This window comes from Pelosinus propionicus DSM 13327, assembly GCF_900114615.1.
GTDB lineage: Bacteria > Bacillota > Negativicutes > DSM-13327 > DSM-13327 > Pelosinus > Pelosinus propionicus.
Genome location: NZ_FOTS01000042.1, coordinates 1 through 17,814 on the forward strand (window position 1 = coordinate 1; position 17,814 = coordinate 17,814).

Here is a 17,814-nt window from a genome sequence, read left to right on the forward strand (position 1 = left end):
GGGAGCTTTTGGGGTTCTTAAAGAGGACATGGGCTTTCGGCGATTTTTGATGCGTAGTCAAGTTAAAGTGCATACTGAATTTCTATTGCTGTGCATGGCATACAACCTAAAGAAACTCCACAACAAAATCCAAAACGGTCGTTGTGGAAGTTATTTGCATATTCCCAAAGCGTCCTGATAACGGTATATAATTTTTTTGAAGGGAAGTCGATTCCTCTGTTTTGTTATGCCCATAATCTAGCTACGACTTCTTTTTTTCTTCCGATCAACAAGAGATTTCTGCTTTTTTATTAAAAAAGAGGCGTACCGCAAAACGATTTCAATAAACGTTTTGCGACACGCCCTTTTAGCATCATATAATATGAGTTACAATCCTCTAGCAGCCAATTCATGTTCTGTGCTAACTAGCTTCACGCAAAGTACAACCAATTCCATTGCCAGCCTTAACTCTGACAATGGAGGGAAGGTAGGTGAAAGGCGGATATTTTTATCCTCAGGATCTCTGCCATAAGGGTAGGTAGCACCAGCAGGAGTGAGTAAAACGCCAGCAGCTTCAGCTTTTGCTACAATTTCTTTTGCACATCCTGGAAGAGTATCTAGACTAATAAAGTAGCCACCTTGGGGCTTACTCCAGGAAGCAATGTATTTACCTCCTAGTTCGGATTCCAAAATATCCAAGACTAAATTAAATTTCGGCTTAATAATTGCTGCATGCTGTTTCATAAGTGCTTTTATACCAGCCTCATTTTTAAAGAAACGGACATGACGCAACTGGTTTAATTTATCAGGTCCAATCGTTTGTATATTGAGTTGTTTTTTTAGCCAATTAATATTTTTGGGACTACTGGCTAGCATGGCAATTCCAGCACCTGGGAATGTGATTTTGGACGTTGAGGCAAATTCGAATACGCGATCAGGATGACCCGCAGCATCGCAAGTTGGCAGAATATTGAGCAAGGTGTCTGGAGTATCTGTAAGGTGATGGACGGAATAGGCATTATCCCAAAAAATACGAAAATCAGGTGCCTTAGTCGGCATTGCCGCCAAACGTTTTACTACTGCGTCTGAGTAGATAATTCCAGTTGGGTTGCTATATTTAGGTACGCACCAGATTCCTTTAATTGCGGAATCGGCAGCTACGAGACTTTCAACTTGATCCATATCAGGACCATCATCCTGATAGTTGACTCTAATCATTTCAATCCCTAAGTGTTGACAGATCGCAAAGTGGCGATCGTAACCAGGACTTGGGCAGAGAAATTTTACCTTTGGCAGTTTACACCAGGGCATTTCACTTTCTGGCAGACCGTGCAGCATAGCTCGAGAAAGTAAATCATGCATCAAGTTTAAGCTGGAATTACCTCCAATAATGATTTCCTCAGGCTTTGCATCTAAAATCCAGGAAAGAAGTTTCTTTGCTTCGGGGATACCGTCGATTCCTCCATAGTTTCGGCAATCTGTTCCATTTGAGGCTTTATAATCACTTTTACTGAGACAATCTAAAAGATCAGCAGAAAGATCTAATTGCTCAGTGCAAGGTTTTCCCCTAGACATATCTAATTTAAGGTTTTGAGCCTGAAAATCTTGATAGCTCTTAGATAATTCAGCATAATACTCCTGTAATGCTGTGTTACTCATGTCTTTTAATTTACTCATTTTTACATCGCTCCTTCACATTCTTTCATTATATTGGAATTAGTAAGTCAAAGGCAATAGGTTTTCACAAAACGAGAGAATGTATTCTGAATACGTTAGGAGGGGAAATTTTATTCCTGGTATTAAAAGCAAAAAAAAACTTACTAGTGTAAGTAAGCAGTCTAACATTCAGTTTGATATTTTTCTTTATATACCTGTTTATTTTGGGCAATTTCACTTAATAAATCAATGAAGAGATCAATTTCATTGCTATTATTATATAAACCTAGGCTTAGCCGTACTAATCCAGGGAAAGGAAGCTCAGGTTTCTGGTGATAATAGGCTAACTTTTGAGGGGTTAACCCCAAAAGCTTTTCTACATAAGGATGAGCACAGAATAAGCCGCTTCTCACTGCGATACCCCCTTCATAGGAGAGTATCTTTGCTAATAATTCATGATGGAGACCTGGAAGATCAAATGAAATGATGCCTAGTCTATCTTCATTCTTTGCAGCGCAGCAATATAATTTTAGATCCGGAACGGAGGTTAGTTTATGAATGGTGTAGTGGATCAGCTCTTGTTCGTATTGATCAATGACATTCATGCCGATCGACATTAAGGTTTTGATTGCCGCTGTTAATGCGACTACACCCATAACATTTGGAGTGCCTGCCTCCTCTTTATGGGGAGAAAGAGACCATTCAATAAATTGGTGGGAAACTAATTCTACTGCGCCCCCGCCTTTACAGAAAGGCTCTTGCTTTTGGAAGGTTTCCTGTGGGCCAATGAGGACTCCAATACCAAAAGGGGCGTACATTTTATGAGCAGAAAATACTAAATAGTCAATGTGCTCTGGAGATTCATGGCCTTTCATATCAATAGGGCAATGAGGTGCTAATTGTGCTCCATCTACAAGAATTTTTGCACCATGTTGATGCGATAATCGGGCAATTTGATGAATTGGATTTTTATAGCCAGTTACATTGGAGGCTCCAGCAACGGCTACCGTTTTTACCCTTCCATTATAATGTTTTAACTTCATTTCTAAATCTTCTAAAGAAAACATGCCGTATTTATCGATAGTTACATAATCAATAGCAAATTTATCTCTCCAGGGCAGATCATTCGCTAAATGTTCCATATCGGAAGCGAGAATGACCTGCTTATCGTCTTTTTCTGCTAAAACATAAGACAGCAAATTGATAGATTCAGTAGTATTCTTTGTATAAATAACAACATCTTTCTGCTCATCTGCATTCACGAATTTTTTAATTATGTCTCTTCCTTCTTCATAGATATCAGATGAAAGCAGAGATTTGTATCCTGTACCGCGGTGAATGGATGAATACCAGGGAGAAAAATTTATGATTTCATCCATGACTGCATGCATAGGAGGAGTAGTTGCTGCATTATCAAGATTAATATAAGTAACACTGTTGCCGTTACTCAAGGGGACTTTTTCTTGTACTCCGACTATCAAATTTCTAAAAGCTGAGTGTAGTATCATCTTGTGTCCTCCAATCTGATATTGGATATTCTTCATAAAGTATTTACACTATATTTTATTCTATGCATAATCCAAAAGGTTTTACACAAGAGAGTAGACAAAAAACTAAAAAAAGTGATAAATTTTTCTGGAGAATAGAGGAAAATGATTGAAAAGAAAGAATAGTGTCTTTACGTAAAATGATTAGAATGTAAAGGGGGCTGTTACGGTCATGGTAAAATGGGAAGACAAATATAGTCTGGGAGTGGAATCAATTGATGCACAGCATCAAGAACTATTTCATATAGCAAATCGAATATATGAGCTTTTAAAAAATGAAATGATCTTGGATAAATTTGATCATATTATGGAAATTATTGATGAGTTAAAAAACTATACAGTCGATCACTTTAAAGATGAAGAAGAGTATATGAAAAGTATCGGCTATAAAAAGTTTCTGTCCCACAAGGTTGCTCATACTGACTTTTTAGATAAAATGGAAAGTATCGACGTTAATAAAATTGATAATGGACATAATGAATATTTGCTAGGCATATTAGATTTTGTTTGTGTTTGGCTTGTAGAGCACATTATGAAAGAAGACAAATTAATCGTAGCCTAGTTAATTTAAAAAATTCCTAGAAGAACAGCGTTCTTCTAGGAATTTTTTAAATTATGGATTATGTAAAAGCCGCATATTAGTCTTCTCATTTCAAGCTATTTTACGATTGTAATTACACCCGATTTTCTTGGTGAGGGTTTAGGATTGCTTCTTCCCGGGAAGCCTAAAGCTGCAGAACCATAGATCTTATGATCGAGGGGAACACCTAGTGCAGTCAAATGATCTTTAATTTCCGGTAAATCCGAAATGAGTACTAGTAAATGAATCCAGCAGGAGCCAATACCTAAAGAGTGAGCTGCTAAAAATATATTTTGCAAAGCTGCTGTACAATCTGATTGTGGGGCAGCAGAAGCAGAATTGATGGAGTTAGTAGCGATAACAAGAGTCGGAGCATGGTAAAAAAAATTAAAGTTTGGTGCCTCAGCCATATTCTTCAAGAAATCGATATAGGGCATGCCCGGATCAGCACCCGGATGTGTTACCAGCACTTTTTGTACAAGCGAATTGAGTTCTGCTAATTTTTCTTTACTATGTATTGCAGTAAAGTGCCAAGATTGTGCATTCATACCTGTAGGAGCAAAGGTTGCCGCTTCTAAGATTATGTTTAAATCAGATTCAGGGATTTGTTCCTCCTTAAAGACTCTGATACTTCTTCTGGTCAAGATGTTGTTGATGATCTCATTCATTCAGCATTCCTCCTAATAATCGAGCAGTAATCTTTCAAAAATAAGTATATCTAGTCATAAGCACTAAGCGTTCCATTTCACGCATCTCTTAACGTCATCATATACCATTAATTAACATTATAATAGGCAATCGGTTTTTCGCAAACCCTAAATCATAAGATTGCTGCCATGACCACAAAAGTTTTTGCAGGATTTCTGCTTTTTAGTGGTAAATACGATATAAATAACGAGGATTGTCTGTTCATTCAATTTTAAATGAAATGAGAGGTTATGGAAATGATAGAAAAACTAGAGTTTGCACAGGAACTTATTGAATTTATTTATGAAAGTCCAACGGCTTTTCATGCTGTGGAAACAGTAAAAAAACGACTGCTCCAATGTGGTTTCATAGAAATTCAGGAAGAGGAAACGTGGAACCTTAAAAAAGGCGGAAAGTATTTTGTAACTAAAAATGATTCAGCAATAGCTGCTTTTGTTCTTGGAATGGGAAATCCAGAGGAGTGGGGCTTTAAAATTATAGGAGCGCATACAGATTCGCCAACGTTTAGAATTAAACCAGCACCGGAAATGATTAGCGAAGGAAACTATGTTAGGCTTAATACAGAAGTATATGGCGGTCCTATATTAAGTACCTGGCTTGATCGGCCGTTAAGCGCAGCAGGTAGAATTACGGTAAGAAGTGAAAATATCCTATATCCAGAAACTAAGTTTGTAAATATAAAAAGACCGATTCTTATCATTCCCAATCTTGCAATACATATGAACAGAGAAGTAAATAAAGGGATTGAATTAAACCCGCAAAAAGACACATTACCGCTTTTATCTCATATAAATGAAAGCTTAGAAGCGGGAAATTATCTGCTGAATGAGATCGCAAAGGAGTTAGAGGTAGATCTATCTAGTATTATTGACTTTGATTTATACCTTTATGAATACGAAAAGGGAAGTATTATAGGTCTTGCTAGTGAGTTTATATCTTCAGGAAGATTAGATGATTTAGCTATGGTTCATGCAGGTATGGAGGCACTCTTAAGAGTTGATGCAGTACAAGCAACAAATATACTGATTGCCTTTGATAATGAAGAGATCGGCAGCAGAACCAAGCAAGGAGGGGATTCTCCATTTCTTGCTAGTGTGTTAGAAAGGATTCTAATTTCTCAGGAAAAAGGACGAGAAGAGTTTTTCCGTTCCCTGGCAAAATCCTTCATGATTTCAGCAGACCTTGCCCATGCTGTACATCCCAATATAGGAGAGAAGCATGATCCGGTAAATAGACCGATATTGAATAAAGGACCTGTGATTAAGATTAGCGCTAAGCAAAGCTACACCACGGATAGTAATTCTGATGCAGTATATGAGGAAATATGCAAACAAGCAGGTGTACCTGTGCAAAAGTTTGTGAACCGATCTGACTTAGCAGGCGGATCTACTATTGGACCTATTTCATCGTCTCATTTAGCGATACGCTCTGTAGATATGGGAACCCCTATACTTGCGATGCATTCAATACGAGAATTAGGCGGGGTCTTAGATCATACGTATGTAACAGCATCATTTGAAGAGTTTTATAAATTGTAAGAATCAAAAGAAGGATGCTATTGTGTTCTGATAACAATAAAATCTTCTAAATCATAAAGCAGCCTATCACTTACATATGAGAAGTGATAGGCTGCTTTGGTTATTTTATTTAAATCGAGCTGTAAATAAGTAAAAGAAAAAGCAGCTATAGTTCGAAGAAAAATTGACATAATAAAAGCCTTTGATATCTGCATAATTTTTGATTTATTATGGATATTGTCAAAGTAGCAATTGGCAATATCCTTTTCCTTGATTATTACCTTGCAAAGAGCAACTGTTTTAGGAATATCGGAAGATCATATTATCTATGAGGAAGCTAGTATTAAGGCACAAGCGGATCAATTGGCTTTATGTAGGATGGCTAGCTGAAGGAGTGAAGAGGTTTGGGTTATGAGACATCTAGTAGCGGGCCTTTTTTGCGAGAAGAGGTAATTTACTGCATCACTAAATTGTGGCTCTTATAACTTATAATTTAATACCTACACATAATTCAGCTTGTATGTACGGATAAAGAATGAGAAATAAATTCACATTTGGTAGTTTAATTTATAAGTTGCTACGGAATGTAAGTTAGTGAAAACCGATATACAGGATACACGCATTGGAAATAAGAGGTTCTTGGCTATGTCGATTTTAAAATATTATTAATTGGAGGAGTATAACATGGCAACTATAGGAAATCAATTATTGCAGCCCGAGAATGGCTGGAAAAGGTACAGTAATATGGATTCCAATATACTCTATATTGGAAGTTGGATCACGTTAGCAGATGATGCTAATTTCTGGTCCAGGGAACATCATGATTTAGAATCTTCAAGTGGTGGTCAGATACAGTTTAAATTTAAAGGAACTAAAATAAGGTTAATCGATCATCGGCATCCTAATCGTTGCTCAACATTAAAGGCGATAATTGATGGAGAATTATTTGATTTTTCGGAGTATGGAACCTCACAACATCGAACAATTGTATTTGAAAAGATAGGATTGGAAAATACAATTCATACAGTTGAATTGATTCAACTGCCGAATTCCACAGGGATCTTTGTTCTTGATGCAATCGATATTGATGATACCGGTGAACTCCTTCCATACGCACCGACAGCACCTATCAATCTAATAGCAATCGCAGGTGATTCTCAAGTTGCTCTTTCATGGACTGCAATTACCGGAGCAACCGGCTACAATGTAAAACGTTCTACAGCTGCGGGTGGTCCATATACAGCTATTGCTACCAATATAACTGGCACAAGTTATGTTGATACTACAGTAACCAATAGAACTACTTATTATTACGTTGTAACTGCAGTAGATAGTAATGGTAACGAAAGTTCAAATTCAAATGAAGCTTCTGCAACTCCAAAGGCTACAAGTGGGCATGGGTTGTTACGAGTTACCATGAACGATTCAAGCGAACGCGAATATGAATTATCAGATGATGCAATTAACCAATTTATAGAATGGTGCAACCGTACTGTTGGTACTGGCAGTTCTCTGTATACTTTCAATAAAACATATAACGTTGGTGAGTTCAAAAGCAGAAAAGAATATTTACTGTTTGAGAAGATTATTAGCTTCGAGGTTATGGAACTTACGAAGTAGAACTGCAACCGTCTTACCTTAAATAGATTGAGGCAGGTTTAATACCTGCCTTTTTTATATGTTGATGTGCAATTATTAGTATTGGTTTTTAACTATTTGAAAACAAGTGTCACTAAATTGGCATAAGAAAAGCCTTTGCATAGTTGCAAAGGCTTAATTTACATGGTGACCCCGGAGGGATTCGAACCCCCGACTATTGATTCGAAGTCTGGATTTATGAGTTTGTTAACATTTTATTATGTTTGCAAAGCATTGTATTTAAAGGATTTATAAGTTTTAGCCTTGGTAGTCGTTGGTGAATAATAAGGGACATTTGCAAGTGATAAGGGACAATTTAAGGGACAACTTTTAAACGTCAAAGTATTGGTTTTCCTATAATTATTAAACCTATAAGGGACAAAATATAATTGTCCCTTATTTCTTCGATATTATGTATCTAAATGGCAGTGCGTCATATCATTATATACCTTCATATTAACCATGTACGCTTCTTTAATTTATTCTTGAAGGTAATCATTACCATAACTATTAAGATGCTTTAAAATGCGAATATAGAGGTAATATAAAGAAGCAGGTGCTAATTCGCCTGCTTCTTTTGTTTCTGTTTTGCTTTTTCTTTACTGGTTTGAATAAATGTTTCCATCATATCAGCCGTTTCATTTTCAGCAGATTTCACAAGATGGCTATATATTAATTGGGTAGTAGTCGAATTAGCATGACCTAATTTTCCTGCTACAGTACGTAGATCGACACCACCAACGATTAAATAAGTTGCAGCCATGTGTCTAAAGCTGTGTGGCGTAATATGTGGTAGATCATTCTTTATAGTGAATTTTCGTAACCATGTATAAAAACTGTCGGGGTGTGCTGGTTTTCCGTCCCATGTAGTAAAAAGTCTATTGCTATCTTGCCACTTACTACCCAGTTTGAGCCGTTCTTCATTCTGTTGAATTTTGTATTGCCTTAATAATTCTATTACCGACAATGGGATTGTGATAGTCCTATTACTATCTTCTGTTTTAGTTGATGTTGTGAATATGCCGACTTTAGGTAGATATTGACTTGATTGACAAATATGAACGGTATTAGCTGTAAAGTCAACATGTGACCATTCTAGACCGTATAATTCGCCTTTCCTCATGCCAGTGGATAGTGCCAGCATAGCTAATAAACGATATTTTAATTCTTCATTTTGTAGGAGTAGAAGAAATTTACCTGTGGTTTCTTCATCATATATTTTCTTATGGGTCTTTTGTGCTTTAGGCGGTTCTACTTTGTCAGCAGGGTTATAGGCTATTAATTGCCACTGTGTAGCCTTCTCTAAGAGTGTATGTAGTAATACGTGATATTTGCGAACAGTGTTAGGTGAAAGAGTGCTTTTTAATGGTTTATTTTCGGTAGTGGTGATTATTTTACGTCTGGTAGCATTGGGGTCTTGACGAATACCAACTTCCGCAAGGTTAGCGTAAAAGCTTAGTAGGTGTTTAGGAAGAATTTTATCAAGCCTCATATGTCCCATCGTTTCACTTATTCTCTTGAATAGGTTTTTATTATATACAAGAGTCTTTTCTTTATGTTGCCCTTTGGCATAATTGTCTTCCCAGTATTCGAAAAATTGTTTCAAGGTCATTTTGCCAGAAGTGGAAATTTGACCTTTTTCTATTTCTGCTAAGAATAAGCCATATTGTTTTTCAGCTTCGCGGGGGCTATTGGCGGTGACTGTCTTAGTATGACAAATTTGCTTACCTTGTCCATCATAACCAGAGGCAACGGTTAATAAGTAGGAATTTTCTCCACGTTTCTTAATCTTTGATGGCATGTTATTTTCCTCCTATTTCTTGTAGGATGTATTTCTTTATTGATTCATATTTTGGATATGAATTTGTTTTTTTAGCATCATTACATTCGACTTTGGCTAATTCAAGTGCTTTTTCGTACTGCTCCTTAGAAATTTTTTGGTTGTAATACTTACTCCTAAAGTATGACGATAACTTCGGATATGTTTTTTTGCAATATTCTCTTTGATATTCTTTTTTATCGTACTTACTAGTGTTTGGTTTCAAGCATAAAAGCTGATATGCTGTGGGTGAATTAATAATTCCAATAAAATGTATTTTTGCTCCATCAGTAACAGTTTTTAGTTTAATTTTACGTTCAATGTTTCTGACTATGCTTTGTACGGCAGATATCCTTAAATCGTCTATAAACATATCATAAGGTTCATGGGTATCTTCTGCTTCTTCATATTCTTCTCTAATGTATTTAAGCATTTGCATTGTTACTGGGAATGTAAAGTATAATCCCAGTTTCTCAATGTCTAATTCTTTAGTCCCTGCGACAACCATGCGATTGTTTTGAAATAAACAATAGTAGGTTGAATCTTTTTTACATGAAGTATAGTTTTTTACTGCATTAACAAGGTTGTTGTATATGCTAGGGAAAGTAACCTTATCTTTTATATTTTTTGACATTATATCACTGATGATCATTGCAGTATTAATGTGGTCTATTAGCAAGTTAAGTGAAGAGCAATTTTTAGCGTCATGATTAATCCATTTCTCTGCAATCATTCCGTATGTACTAGCGAAATCAAACAATGGTTCTAAATTAACGTTTTTACCTATTGTAAGATTATTGCCTAACTTGTAATAATTAATTAAATCAGCTATAGCTTTTTGTATTTCGGAATCTGTGACTTTGCAGTTTTCTTCCCCTGTGTATTCCCAAGAAATATTTACAAATTCGGCAGCTATATTGCTTGGCAAGTCAGATAAATTTTCCTTATCTGAAAGATATATTGCTGGTGCCCCTAATAGTGTTTTGCTATTAGTATAATCATAATAGTAAACTTTAAAATTTGTACAAGGTTTAGCTATAAATTGAATGTTTAAATCTGAATGAATCATTTTTTTGCCTCTTTTATACTCGTTTAAATATACTCGTTAATTTATTTTAGCATTACAATAACGATAGATCAAGAAGAACAATAATGCAAATAAATTTTATTCCTATTAGATTGCTCTTTGAAAATTTAATATTCTGCTGTCGAGCGTTAAAACGTTGTGTGGTATTAAAGGACACGTAAAGGCTGGGGCAAGAGCGAATCATAGAATTTGCGAAGAGGGCAGTCCTGGCGCGGGGAAACCGCCACGCAGGTAATCAAAAATGAAAGAAGGAAAAATAAAATGGCTAATTCAGATATTCGAGAAAGAATACAGAAGTATAAAGGTACGGTCAAGAATTGGCAAATTGCTGATCATTTAGGAATAGCTGATACTACTTTCTCAAGGTGGCTTCGTAAGGAACTAACGATGGAAAAGAAAGAATTAATCATGTCAGCTATTGAAAGGTTGGCGAAAGGCGAGTGCCGATAATGAACAAACAACGAATTGAAAATTGGAATGGTTTTAATATAAGGTTTATAGAAAAAGAAATTGGCGACTGGTGGGCGGTAGCTAATGATATTGCTCATGCTTTGGGATATAGAGATTCTTTTAATATGACAAGAATTTTAGAACATAGTGAAAAGGATACTCTTAATGTGAGTACCCTTGGCGGCGTTCAAACTATGGCAATTGTATCAGAAATTGGGATATATGATGCTGTTTTTAATAGTCGTAAATCAGAAGCCAAGAATTTTAAAAGATGGGTATATGAAATTATTAAGAATATACGTACTGCATCAGGGTTAGAAGGCTTTCAGATATTCACTATGTTAGATAAAACACATCAACGTGAAGCAATGACAAAATTAAGAGACGGATTAACAATACCTACTCGTATAAATTTTATTAAGGCTAATACTATCGCAAATAAAGCTGTTTCTACAATAAATGGTTACGGTAAAATGCTTAAAAAAGGCGATATGTACCCTGAAATGCTAATACAACGCCAAGCGATACTGGATAAAACAGTTGAACTAATGACTGTTAAAGAAGAATTTGGGTTAGAGGTTTCTGTTTCAAAATTGATCAATAATAAATTTGTGAACAGGGGTGTAGAACATGGCTGATGCACAGACACAAAGACAGCTTGAAAAGCAAAATACGGTTTTAAATGATAAAGAACTTGCAAAAGTATTAGATCCAACAGGGAAGATTGTTACACCTTGGAGCATACGAAATTGGCGTTTGCAGGGCGGGTTACCAAGTTTCAGAGTAGGTAATAGAATATTTTTTCGATTGGAATCAGTTCTTACTTGGATGGATAACAAGGAAACAGGCATACAAAAAACAGAGACCATGCAATATGGCACGTTAAGAAAAATTGATTGAAAATTCAAAGATAACATTAATAGGGGGTGCTAACTTATATGTCGCAGGGTAAAAATATAACGGTTTGTAGCAGGTGAAATAATGGGATATTGTACAGATATATGGTGTATTGAAGGGATTAGCTTCCATGCAAAAGGAATTTATTGTTTACTTGCAAAGTTCGTCAACAAAGAAGGTACTTGTTGGCCGACTATAGATACAATGCAAAAAATATCAGGTTTATCAAGACCGACAATAATAAAATCAATTAAAGAGTTAGAAACAAATGGAGATATAAAGGTAACAAAAAGATTCATTAATGGGATGAAATTTAAAAGTTTGTACTATCTTGTAAATCTAGATAAAAGAGAAGTAAAAGAGATTTACAACGTAGTAAATGACGTTGACCATGGTAGTAAAGGGGATTTACCTACCGTAGTAAATGACGTTTACTCTAACTTATCCAATAATAACTTATCCATTAATAATGAGGAACAAGTAATAATTGATTTCTTACAAGAGGTTCAAGGATATCCTTTCAAAATAGAAACGGACTTAAATTTTATTAGAGAACTTAAGAAAGACTTTCCTATGATAAGCATCATTGAAAAACTTAAAGATTGGAAAGTGTGGCTAATAAAAAAACCATTGACTAAGAAATCAAATGCACGTTCTCAAATTAGAAACTGGATGAAGCCTAAAAAGTGGGAAGGAACACAGGTTAAAAATGCGCATTCAGCATTTAAGAAGGAGGAATGGGGTTATTAATGATAGATTTAGAACTCGAAAAGAATCTTTTAGGTAGCATGTGTCAGAAAGAAGAATGCTTAATTGCTGGCATGGCACGAATTAAAGAGGAATATTTTAGTGATTCATTTAATAAAAAGGTCTTTAATTTGATTAGTGATATGTATAACAACGATCAGCATGTAAGCGTGGTGACAGTAGCACAGGAAGGCAAGGCAATGTTCACTCATAATAGCTTTTCATGGTTAGCGATTAAAGATAGTTATATGCCAATTGCTGCCTTTGAACATTTAGTAGATAGATTGATTTCTACGTATCAGTCAAGAAAGTTGCATAGTATTGCTAGTAAAATTGTTTCTATGATTAATGAGAAAGATGATCCAGAAGAAGTAATCAAGCGAGTTGAGCAGGACTTATATACTGTGCTCGGTGATTCAAAATTAAATGTAATAACTCCAAAAGATCATGCCTCTAGAATGTTGGATACTATGTATAAGCGTATAGAGAATAAACATAATGGCGGTATAAGAACAGCATATGGAGAGTTAAATAAGGCGTTAAATGGAGGATTTGAAGCGGGACAGTTAATTATAGCTGCTGCTAAGACTGGTAAGGGTAAAACGGCTTTTGCTATGAATTTAATGAGAGATATAACGATTGCTCAAAAGATACCAGGACTATACATAAATACTGAAATGAATGAAGAACAAATGGATATTCGATGGATGACTATGTTGAGTCAAATAGATCATTATTTAATAGCAATCGGCACAACTACAGAAGAACAGCAAAATAAAATAGTCAGTAACATGAATAACATGCACACAGGCGGGTTTTATTCTGTGACTGAGCCTAGTCTAACAATGAATAAATTAATAAGCATTTGCCGAAGGTTCACAGCGCAAAAGAAATGTAAATTTATAGTAGTTGATTATATTGGTAGGATGGATACACTGGATCCTAAATTGCAAGAATGGCAAGTACTTAAAGTAGCAGCTAAAAAACTTAAGACGTTAGCGCAGCAATTAGGCGTAACAATACTGATGCTTGCGCAAGTGAATGATGAAGATAAACTAGAAGGCTCTAAGGGAATGAAAAATGAGTGTGATATGTATGCATATCTTAGACCTTTAAATGATACAGAAAGAACAGAAATAATAGGATTTAATTATTGTTTAGATGTTGAAAAAAATAGATCAGGGCCAACAAAAAAAATCCCATTAAGTTTTCATGGTGAGATATTGACCTTTAAAGGGCGGGACATTAATGGATAATATTGAATGTAAAGTGTATATGGGATGGCTTGACAGTAATAAAAATAGAGCTGCGATAACTAGAATACACAAACTTCGCTTTAGGATGGTGGTAGATGCTTTAGAAGGAAAAAGAGATAGGCAGTTATGTGGTCATATCATTGCAAGGTCTAATAAGCTAATTACAAAGCTCTACCATAAAGGGGTGTAAGGGGAGTTTATGCGATCGGTAATACTGAAACGTAAAAGCAACAATCAATTTGTAATTATCATTGAAGCTGATGGTTATAGGAGGGAATATGTTGAAGGTAATTTTGAAACAGCTAAAGCTAGGGCGATACGATTAAAGCTGATATTAGGTATTAAGTAAAATGTAAAGGAGATTAATACATGGGTAAGACTATAAATTTTCCATCAACCAATATAGCAGAGGAAGAGGCTACGATAGAAACTCAACGTTCAGAAAAATTTCACGCATCGACTAGGATTATTAGTGACTTTATCTGCAATCTTTCTTTGAGTGTGGATGATAATAATCATTTGATTGCCTTATTAGTTGAGCAATTACAAGAAGCGGAAAGGACAGCATTTTTACAAGGCTTTGATATGGGATGCAAGACAACAAAGGCCTATCTTTAAAGGGGTGGCATATGGAATTACTAAATCAGCAAGTTATTAAATGGTTAAGAGAAGTAAAAGAGAACGGTGAAAAACCTGAGATATTAACGGAGGAAATAGTTCGAAAATTGATGGAACAATTACAAGCCAATAATTCTCGAATAAAAGAACTTAGCAACAAGCAGCGAGAAACTGATAAACGACTTGAAGAATTTATTGAACATTGACATGGTAATTATTGAAAAAAATAATGTGTTGGCTATCTCTTTAATTAGACATTACTATCGATATATATTTTTTGTATTTGCCCCACTAGTGTTGGTTATTCAGTTTTGGCAACTAACATTTTTTGTTGTATGGCTTTAAAAATAAGGGGGTGGGGGTGGGGCGTACCCCAAAATTTTGAGTCTGGAGATTTTATGTATACCCACACACAAATTTTTTCATAAAACGCGAGGTTGTTTCCAAATTATAACATTCTAATATTCTATCTAACAATGAGAAGAAGACCAAAGAAAAAGAGAGACGCTTAACAGTCTCTCTTTTTACCAGTTTTCTCGGTTCGCCCCACATAATAATACAATTACCAAGCATGAAAAATATATCCATGTACTAATTTCCCACGTACGAGGATCATAGTAATATTTTGCTTGTAAATAAAAATATCGTAATCTTTCTTTAATTGATACTTCCGCTCCACTTATAGTATCTTTATATTTAATTCCATAACGATGTAATGTTATAACATCATCACTGGTGAATTCCGTTCTTAATATAAATAAAATAAGACCAATGTTAAAGACAATAAATATAGAAAAGATGCTTTCGAATAAAAACAATACTCTATCCAAAATACAACACCTCCCGACTTTTAACTATATTATACCAGAATCTAACAACATTATTAACAAGAGAATACATTTGTACAGTTTCTATTTTATTTAAGAAGGCATTCACATAGGTAAATTAGATGTAAATTATATTGAACTTATAGAGGAATATATTACCCGATCAATAAAGCACAGGCATTTAATATAAAGGCCATGCTCAATTCAATCAAGAGAAAGAATCAAGCATGGCTATTTTTATAAGATTATATCAGTAAGAATCCTAATAAATCTATGAGAGAACGTCATGTACAGTTATAGTTTGCCAAGGTGAAGTTAAGAATACGTAGCTAGAGCCGATTGTACTTTCTCTATTAGAGCATCAAATTTGTTTATCTGTTTTTCTTGCTTAGTCAATTCTTCTTTATGTTTATTTATTTCAGCACTCAAAGTATCTATTTTAGCATCAGTTCTTTTTCCGATTTTTTCCACCGTTAAAATTCGGATAATTTCTTTCTTGGCATCATCTAGCTGTTTCTTTTCCTGATATACAAGCATTAGATATATTTGTTTAGCTTGCCTAAGAGAATCTTCTATTAAGGTTAGTTCTTCTTTTGATAATTGCATAATATTCACCCTCCAATACAGCTACTCTAACAGATCGTCTTCCTGGGCGGGTACATATTCGATCATATCCGACAACTTACACCTAAAAGTATCACATAATTTAAATAATGTTTCTAATTTTAGTGTTTCGATATCGGTTTCCCTGTAGAGCTTATTAATTGAATTACGGCTAATACCAGACAGTTTCATGAGCTCTGTAATATCATCGATTTTATGATCTGCCATTAATCTACGTAGATTACAACGTATCAAACTAATCACACTCCTTATAGTTAATATGTTATCATGCAAGGTTATTTGTTTCAATAATAATAGCAAAAAATAATTTTATAGAGTTAAAGAATACTTGACCAATACAATTGTAAAGTAATATAATGACCTTGTAGAGTTAATTTGTAACTTTTAAGGAGGTCGATGTCATGCTTAAATCAACAACAACGCCTATCAAAAGCATTATTTCAGGTCAGACAATTCCAGCAGGTGATTTTGAAGAAGGATGGCAAGAGCTTGTTTTAAAACGACAGGTTATGATTAATGAAAAGTTAGATGCTGTAGGCTTGTCTACTGACTGCTTAGTGGAAATGTTAGAGAAATCAGCAAGTAAAGAATTAGCGGAAGATATCAAGGATACTATATTCCATCTGCAAACTAGCGTTACTTATACGCACTACAATAAAGGCTTTCTTGATGGCATAAAGTTTGCAATGATGGCGGGACAGTTATAAGTTTAATCGTTCTATGTATTATGTGAAGAAATAGTTAAAGGGGTGTATTTTAATGACAATCCATGATCAAATAAAAGAGCAGCGAAGTAGTGAATGTTTTACGCTTATGGATTCGATTAATAATTTAACTGCTAGCCAAGCTGATAATATAGTACTGAAAATAGTTTCTTTCATAAACAAGCAAGCTGAACCTGATGATCTCTTAAGTGGTGAATAATATTTTATTGTAAGAGGTAAATTATAGAAAATAATATTATAGGAGTTGTTATATATGAAAGGCTATGAAAGACTTCAAACAATAATTGGTCGTGAAATTAATGGTGATGAATTATCTATGGTGGCTACAATTTTTAAGACAAGTATGGAATTCTTCTGCCAGGAAGAGTCTATAAGTCCTTGGATAGTTGAACCAGAACCGATTGGTGATGCTGAACATTTTAGCCCCATTGAAATGATCAATTGCGCGATTAAAAAGTATGTGGATTTAGTACCTCTATTTATAACAAGTGATGAGCAGCAAATATTTGATATGCCTAATAGTGGAGAAACAAGAGAATATCAGATTGTAGATTTTAAAGGATATGTTGAATGGGCTAGACGTGATGATGGTAAATATGCCGTTGATCCAGAATTTATAGATAAGTTTTTAAAACTTTATCCTGATGCTATGAAGATGAAGCTCATTGAGATATCCTGAGAAGGTACAGGATAATTGTAGGTGAATTAATATTCCATAGTAAATTCTAAGGGGGATAACTATGGACGAATATTTAACACCAGACGAAGTAGGCAAGATACTAAAGGTAAATGAAAAGGTTATAGGAGATTTATTGAACTCGGGTGATATTCCAGGAATTAAGATCGGACATTTATGGCGAATACCTAAAGCTAAATTTGAAAAATGTTTCGAATCAAATATAAAGCCTATTAAGGCTATAAATAATAATTTATTTGTGCAATCAGAAAAGTTTGATATAGAAAAGACTTATGATTGTGATGAAGTTGCCGAAAGATACAGAGTCAAGAAGCTTACTGTATGGCAATGGATTCGAGACAAAAAACTGAATGCGGTTCAGACAGGCAAAAATTATCGTATTCGACAAGAAGATTTGAAAGAGTTTGAAGATGCAAGGAGTACTAAGTGGTAATCCCCTGTC

At 34.9% G+C, this 17,814-nt stretch carries 25 protein-coding genes; 17 read left to right on the forward strand and 8 right to left on the reverse strand.

Annotated features, from left to right (window positions below; genetic code table 11):
- The coding region (locus BMZ99_RS18885) for a transposase (protein WP_139214801.1) at nucleotides 1-178 on the forward strand (178 nt) is incomplete at its 5' end.
- 188 nt (nucleotides 179-366) lie between these two features.
- Here BMZ99_RS18885 and BMZ99_RS18890 read toward each other — a convergent pair.
- Complete coding sequence (locus BMZ99_RS18890) at nucleotides 367-1,656, reverse strand: aminotransferase class I/II-fold pyridoxal phosphate-dependent enzyme (protein ID WP_090941094.1); 1,290 nt, start codon at nucleotides 1,654-1,656, stop codon at nucleotides 367-369.
- 161 nt (nucleotides 1,657-1,817) lie between these two features.
- Nucleotides 1,818-3,143 carry an aminotransferase class V-fold PLP-dependent enzyme gene (locus tag BMZ99_RS18895; RefSeq protein WP_090941097.1) on the reverse strand — a complete coding sequence of 442 codons (1,326 nt, stop codon included), beginning with the start codon at nucleotides 3,141-3,143 and terminating at the stop codon, nucleotides 1,818-1,820.
- A gap of 211 nt (nucleotides 3,144-3,354) precedes the next feature.
- On the opposite strand from BMZ99_RS18895, the gene BMZ99_RS18900 reads away from it, so the two are divergent.
- Nucleotides 3,355-3,744, forward strand: a complete 390-nt coding sequence (locus tag BMZ99_RS18900; RefSeq protein WP_090941101.1) for a bacteriohemerythrin — start codon at nucleotides 3,355-3,357, stop codon at nucleotides 3,742-3,744.
- A 95-nt stretch (nucleotides 3,745-3,839) separates the two neighbouring features.
- On the opposite strand, the gene BMZ99_RS18905 is transcribed toward BMZ99_RS18900, so the two are convergent.
- Nucleotides 3,840-4,430 carry a nitroreductase family protein gene (locus tag BMZ99_RS18905; protein WP_090941103.1) on the reverse strand — a complete coding sequence of 197 codons (591 nt, stop codon included), beginning with the start codon at nucleotides 4,428-4,430 and terminating at the stop codon, nucleotides 3,840-3,842.
- Between the two features lie 276 nt (nucleotides 4,431-4,706).
- Here BMZ99_RS18905 and BMZ99_RS18910 point away from each other — a divergent pair, with 276 nt between their 5' ends.
- Entirely contained in the window at nucleotides 4,707-6,008 is a 1,302-nt protein-coding gene (locus BMZ99_RS18910) for a M18 family aminopeptidase (protein ID WP_090941107.1), read from the forward strand.
- A 663-nt stretch (nucleotides 6,009-6,671) separates the two neighbouring features.
- Nucleotides 6,672-7,607 carry a hypothetical protein gene (locus BMZ99_RS18915; protein ID WP_090941111.1) on the forward strand — a complete coding sequence of 312 codons (936 nt, stop codon included), beginning with the start codon at nucleotides 6,672-6,674 and terminating at the stop codon, nucleotides 7,605-7,607.
- A gap of 577 nt (nucleotides 7,608-8,184) precedes the next feature.
- Here the strand turns inward: BMZ99_RS18915 and BMZ99_RS18920 are convergent.
- Together BMZ99_RS18920 and BMZ99_RS18925 are read right to left on the reverse strand one after the other, a co-directional pair.
- Nucleotides 8,185-9,426 (reverse strand): site-specific integrase, encoded by a 1,242-nt coding sequence (locus BMZ99_RS18920; protein ID WP_090941114.1) that lies wholly within the window; start codon nucleotides 9,424-9,426, stop codon nucleotides 8,185-8,187.
- 1 nt (nucleotide 9,427) lies between these two features.
- The gene (locus tag BMZ99_RS18925; RefSeq protein WP_090941117.1) at nucleotides 9,428-10,513 is read right to left on the reverse strand and encodes a hypothetical protein; all 1,086 of its coding nucleotides are present in this window, start codon (nucleotides 10,511-10,513) and stop codon (nucleotides 9,428-9,430) included.
- A 279-nt stretch (nucleotides 10,514-10,792) separates the two neighbouring features.
- Between BMZ99_RS18925 and BMZ99_RS18930 the strand changes: the two genes are divergently transcribed.
- From BMZ99_RS18930 to BMZ99_RS18965, 9 genes are all read left to right on the forward strand, one after another.
- A complete protein-coding gene (locus BMZ99_RS18930) occupies nucleotides 10,793-10,981 on the forward strand; it encodes a hypothetical protein (protein ID WP_090941120.1) in 189 nt (62 codons plus the stop codon).
- Nucleotides 10,981-11,619 (forward strand): BRO-N domain-containing protein, encoded by a 639-nt coding sequence (locus BMZ99_RS18935; RefSeq protein ID WP_090941123.1) that lies wholly within the window; start codon nucleotides 10,981-10,983, stop codon nucleotides 11,617-11,619. The genes BMZ99_RS18930 and BMZ99_RS18935 overlap by 1 nt, the downstream gene beginning before the upstream one ends.
- Complete coding sequence (locus BMZ99_RS18940) at nucleotides 11,612-11,881, forward strand: helix-turn-helix domain-containing protein (protein ID WP_090941127.1); 270 nt, start codon at nucleotides 11,612-11,614, stop codon at nucleotides 11,879-11,881. Before BMZ99_RS18935 ends, BMZ99_RS18940 begins: the two co-directional genes overlap by 8 nt.
- Nucleotides 11,882-11,962: 81 nt before the next feature.
- Entirely contained in the window at nucleotides 11,963-12,628 is a 666-nt protein-coding gene (locus BMZ99_RS18945) for a helix-turn-helix domain-containing protein (RefSeq protein ID WP_090941130.1), read from the forward strand.
- Nucleotides 12,628-13,881, forward strand: coding sequence for a replicative DNA helicase (locus tag BMZ99_RS18950; protein WP_217645115.1), 1,254 nt, complete (start codon nucleotides 12,628-12,630; stop codon nucleotides 13,879-13,881). Before BMZ99_RS18945 ends, BMZ99_RS18950 begins: the two co-directional genes overlap by 1 nt.
- Nucleotides 13,874-14,071 carry a hypothetical protein gene (locus BMZ99_RS18955; RefSeq protein WP_090941137.1) on the forward strand — a complete coding sequence of 66 codons (198 nt, stop codon included), beginning with the start codon at nucleotides 13,874-13,876 and terminating at the stop codon, nucleotides 14,069-14,071. Before BMZ99_RS18950 ends, BMZ99_RS18955 begins: the two co-directional genes overlap by 8 nt.
- 9 nt (nucleotides 14,072-14,080) lie before the next feature.
- Nucleotides 14,081-14,230 (forward strand): hypothetical protein, encoded by a 150-nt coding sequence (locus BMZ99_RS26475; RefSeq protein WP_175490622.1) that lies wholly within the window; start codon nucleotides 14,081-14,083, stop codon nucleotides 14,228-14,230.
- 20 nt (nucleotides 14,231-14,250) lie between these two features.
- Nucleotides 14,251-14,499: a hypothetical protein gene (locus BMZ99_RS18960; protein ID WP_090941140.1), complete on the forward strand. Its 249-nt coding sequence runs from the start codon at nucleotides 14,251-14,253 to the stop codon at nucleotides 14,497-14,499.
- Between the two features lie 11 nt (nucleotides 14,500-14,510).
- A complete protein-coding gene (locus BMZ99_RS18965) occupies nucleotides 14,511-14,705 on the forward strand; it encodes a hypothetical protein (RefSeq protein ID WP_090941143.1) in 195 nt (64 codons plus the stop codon).
- Between the two features lie 318 nt (nucleotides 14,706-15,023).
- Here BMZ99_RS18965 and BMZ99_RS18970 read toward each other — a convergent pair whose 3' ends face one another.
- The 3 genes from BMZ99_RS18970 to BMZ99_RS18980 all read right to left on the reverse strand — a co-directional run bounded on the left by BMZ99_RS18970 (nucleotide 15,024) and on the right by BMZ99_RS18980 (nucleotide 16,184).
- Nucleotides 15,024-15,329, reverse strand: coding sequence for a hypothetical protein (locus BMZ99_RS18970; RefSeq protein WP_090941146.1), 306 nt, complete (start codon nucleotides 15,327-15,329; stop codon nucleotides 15,024-15,026).
- Between the two features lie 312 nt (nucleotides 15,330-15,641).
- Nucleotides 15,642-15,932 (reverse strand): hypothetical protein, encoded by a 291-nt coding sequence (locus BMZ99_RS18975; RefSeq protein ID WP_090941149.1) that lies wholly within the window; start codon nucleotides 15,930-15,932, stop codon nucleotides 15,642-15,644.
- 21 nt (nucleotides 15,933-15,953) lie between these two features.
- Nucleotides 15,954-16,184, reverse strand: coding sequence for a helix-turn-helix domain-containing protein (locus BMZ99_RS18980; protein WP_090941151.1), 231 nt, complete (start codon nucleotides 16,182-16,184; stop codon nucleotides 15,954-15,956).
- A gap of 167 nt (nucleotides 16,185-16,351) precedes the next feature.
- On the opposite strand from BMZ99_RS18980, the gene BMZ99_RS18985 reads away from it, so the two are divergent.
- From BMZ99_RS18985 to BMZ99_RS18995, 4 genes are all read left to right on the forward strand, one after another.
- A complete protein-coding gene (locus BMZ99_RS18985; protein ID WP_090941155.1) occupies nucleotides 16,352-16,657 on the forward strand; it encodes a hypothetical protein in 306 nt (101 codons plus the stop codon).
- A gap of 52 nt (nucleotides 16,658-16,709) precedes the next feature.
- Entirely contained in the window at nucleotides 16,710-16,874 is a 165-nt protein-coding gene (locus BMZ99_RS26480) for a hypothetical protein (protein WP_175490623.1), read from the forward strand.
- A gap of 54 nt (nucleotides 16,875-16,928) precedes the next feature.
- Entirely contained in the window at nucleotides 16,929-17,354 is a 426-nt protein-coding gene (locus BMZ99_RS18990; protein ID WP_090941158.1) for a hypothetical protein, read from the forward strand.
- A 61-nt stretch (nucleotides 17,355-17,415) separates the two neighbouring features.
- Nucleotides 17,416-17,805, forward strand: coding sequence for a helix-turn-helix domain-containing protein (locus BMZ99_RS18995; protein WP_090941159.1), 390 nt, complete (start codon nucleotides 17,416-17,418; stop codon nucleotides 17,803-17,805).
- Nucleotides 17,806-17,814: the final 9 nt, after the last annotated feature.

Excerpts from the sequence above, each read along its gene's own strand:
- BMZ99_RS18895 (WP_090941097.1), bottom strand. The coding sequence starts at position 3,143 with ATGATACTACACTCAGCTTTTAGAAATTTGATAGTCGGAGTACAAGAA.
- BMZ99_RS18945 (WP_090941130.1), top strand. The coding sequence starts at position 11,963 with ATGGGATATTGTACAGATATATGGTGTATTGAAGGGATTAGCTTCCAT.
- BMZ99_RS18975 (WP_090941149.1), bottom strand. The coding sequence starts at position 15,932 with ATGCAATTATCAAAAGAAGAACTAACCTTAATAGAAGATTCTCTTAGG.
- BMZ99_RS18900 (WP_090941101.1), top strand. The coding sequence starts at position 3,355 with ATGGTAAAATGGGAAGACAAATATAGTCTGGGAGTGGAATCAATTGAT.
- BMZ99_RS18935 (WP_090941123.1), top strand. The coding sequence starts at position 10,981 with ATGAACAAACAACGAATTGAAAATTGGAATGGTTTTAATATAAGGTTT.
- BMZ99_RS18940 (WP_090941127.1), top strand. The coding sequence starts at position 11,612 with ATGGCTGATGCACAGACACAAAGACAGCTTGAAAAGCAAAATACGGTT.
- BMZ99_RS18905 (WP_090941103.1), bottom strand. The coding sequence starts at position 4,430 with ATGAATGAGATCATCAACAACATCTTGACCAGAAGAAGTATCAGAGTC.
- BMZ99_RS18960 (WP_090941140.1), top strand. The coding sequence starts at position 14,251 with ATGGGTAAGACTATAAATTTTCCATCAACCAATATAGCAGAGGAAGAG.
- BMZ99_RS18995 (WP_090941159.1), top strand. The coding sequence starts at position 17,416 with ATGGACGAATATTTAACACCAGACGAAGTAGGCAAGATACTAAAGGTA.
- BMZ99_RS18890 (WP_090941094.1), bottom strand. The coding sequence starts at position 1,656 with ATGAGTAAATTAAAAGACATGAGTAACACAGCATTACAGGAGTATTAT.
- BMZ99_RS18950 (WP_217645115.1), top strand. The coding sequence starts at position 12,628 with ATGATAGATTTAGAACTCGAAAAGAATCTTTTAGGTAGCATGTGTCAG.
- BMZ99_RS18955 (WP_090941137.1), top strand. The coding sequence starts at position 13,874 with ATGGATAATATTGAATGTAAAGTGTATATGGGATGGCTTGACAGTAAT.
- BMZ99_RS18915 (WP_090941111.1), top strand. The coding sequence starts at position 6,672 with ATGGCAACTATAGGAAATCAATTATTGCAGCCCGAGAATGGCTGGAAA.
- BMZ99_RS18910 (WP_090941107.1), top strand. The coding sequence starts at position 4,707 with ATGATAGAAAAACTAGAGTTTGCACAGGAACTTATTGAATTTATTTAT.
- BMZ99_RS18965 (WP_090941143.1), top strand. The coding sequence starts at position 14,511 with ATGGAATTACTAAATCAGCAAGTTATTAAATGGTTAAGAGAAGTAAAA.
- BMZ99_RS18930 (WP_090941120.1), top strand. The coding sequence starts at position 10,793 with ATGGCTAATTCAGATATTCGAGAAAGAATACAGAAGTATAAAGGTACG.
- BMZ99_RS18990 (WP_090941158.1), top strand. The coding sequence starts at position 16,929 with ATGAAAGGCTATGAAAGACTTCAAACAATAATTGGTCGTGAAATTAAT.
- BMZ99_RS18985 (WP_090941155.1), top strand. The coding sequence starts at position 16,352 with ATGCTTAAATCAACAACAACGCCTATCAAAAGCATTATTTCAGGTCAG.
- BMZ99_RS18925 (WP_090941117.1), bottom strand. The coding sequence starts at position 10,513 with ATGATTCATTCAGATTTAAACATTCAATTTATAGCTAAACCTTGTACA.
- BMZ99_RS18920 (WP_090941114.1), bottom strand. The coding sequence starts at position 9,426 with ATGCCATCAAAGATTAAGAAACGTGGAGAAAATTCCTACTTATTAACC.
- BMZ99_RS26480 (WP_175490623.1), top strand. The coding sequence starts at position 16,710 with ATGACAATCCATGATCAAATAAAAGAGCAGCGAAGTAGTGAATGTTTT.
- BMZ99_RS26475 (WP_175490622.1), top strand. The coding sequence starts at position 14,081 with ATGCGATCGGTAATACTGAAACGTAAAAGCAACAATCAATTTGTAATT.